This is a genomic window from Vibrio sp. 1457 (assembly GCF_033340195.1).
Taxonomy (GTDB): Bacteria; Pseudomonadota; Gammaproteobacteria; order Enterobacterales; family Vibrionaceae; genus Vibrio; species Vibrio alginolyticus.
The window spans coordinates 1188-2677 of sequence record NZ_JAWOWA010000057.1; the positions used below are offsets into that span (position 1 = coordinate 1188).

General features: G+C 50.9%; 1 rRNA gene (only partly in view). It reads right to left on the bottom strand.

The features are described from left to right. Positions 1-1465: ribosomal RNA gene (locus R7Z41_RS23580) — 23S ribosomal RNA — on the bottom strand; its annotated part reaches 1187 nt to the left of the window's first position; the annotation flags it as partial. Between the last annotated feature and the right edge of the window lie 25 nt (positions 1466-1490).

Here is a 1490-nt window from a genome sequence, read left to right on the forward strand (position 1 = left end):
AGCCTACGCACTTGAACCTGGACAACCGTCGCCAGGCCCACCTAGCCTTCTCCGTCCCCCCATCGCAATTGTAAGAAGTACGGGAATATTAACCCGTTTCCCATCGACTACGCCTTTCGGCCTCGCCTTAGGGGTCGACTTACCCTGCCCCGATTAACGTTGGACAGGAACCCTTGGTCTTCCGGCGAGGAGGTTTTTCACCCCCTTTATCGTTACTCATGTCAGCATTCGCACTTCTGATACGTCCAGCATGCGTTACCACACACCTTCAACCGCTTACAGAACGCTCCCCTACCCAATGCACTAAAGTGCATTGCCGCAGCTTCGGTTTACTACTTAGCCCCGTTACATCTTCCGCGCAGGCCGACTCGACCAGTGAGCTATTACGCTTTCTTTAAATGATGGCTGCTTCTAAGCCAACATCCTGGCTGTCTGAGCCTTCCCACATCGTTTCCCACTTAGTAGTAATTTGGGACCTTAGCTGGCGGTCTGGGTTGTTTCCCTCTCCACGACGGACGTTAGCACCCGCCGTGTGTCTCCCGGATAGTACTTACTGGTATTCGGAGTTTGCAAAGGGTTGGTAAGTCGGGATGACCCCCTAGCCTTAACAGTGCTCTACCCCCAGTAGTATTCGTCCGAGGCGCTACCTAAATAGCTTTCGGGGAGAACCAGCTATCTCCAGGTTTGATTGGCCTTTCACCCCTAGCCACAAGTCATCCGCTAATTTTTCAACATTAGTCGGTTCGGTCCTCCAGTTGATGTTACTCAACCTTCAACCTGCCCATGGCTAGATCACCTGGTTTCGGGTCTATATCCAGAGACTGAACGCCCAGTTAAGACTCGGTTTCCCTACGGCTCCCCTAGATGGTTAACCTTGCCACTGAATATAAGTCGCTGACCCATTATACAAAAGGTACGCAGTCACAGGACAAGCCTGCTCCTACTGCTTGTACGTACACGGTTTCAGGTTCTATTTCACTCCCCTCACAGGGGTTCTTTTCGCCTTTCCCTCACGGTACTGGTTCACTATCGGTCAGTCAGTAGTATTTAGCCTTGGAGGATGGTCCCCCCATATTCAGACAGGATATCACGTGTCCCGCCCTACTCGATTTCACTGAACACACGTCGTCAACTACGGGACTATCACCCTGTATCGTCGGCCTTTCCAGGCTGTTCGTCTAACGCGTGTAAAGCTTAAGGGCTAGTCCAATTTCGCTCGCCGCTACTTTCGGAATCTCGGTTGATTTCTTTTCCTCGGGGTACTTAGATGTTTCAGTTCCCCCGGTTCGCCCTGTTGAGCTATGTATTCACTCAACAGTAATACCTTATGGTATTGGGTTTCCCCATTCGGAAATCCCAGACTCAAATGGTTTTTACTACCTAATCTGGGCTTATCGCAAGTTAATACGTCCTTCATCGCCTCTGACTGCCAAGGCATCCACCGTGTACGCTTAGTCACTTAACCATACAACCCGAAGGAGTTTCGAGTT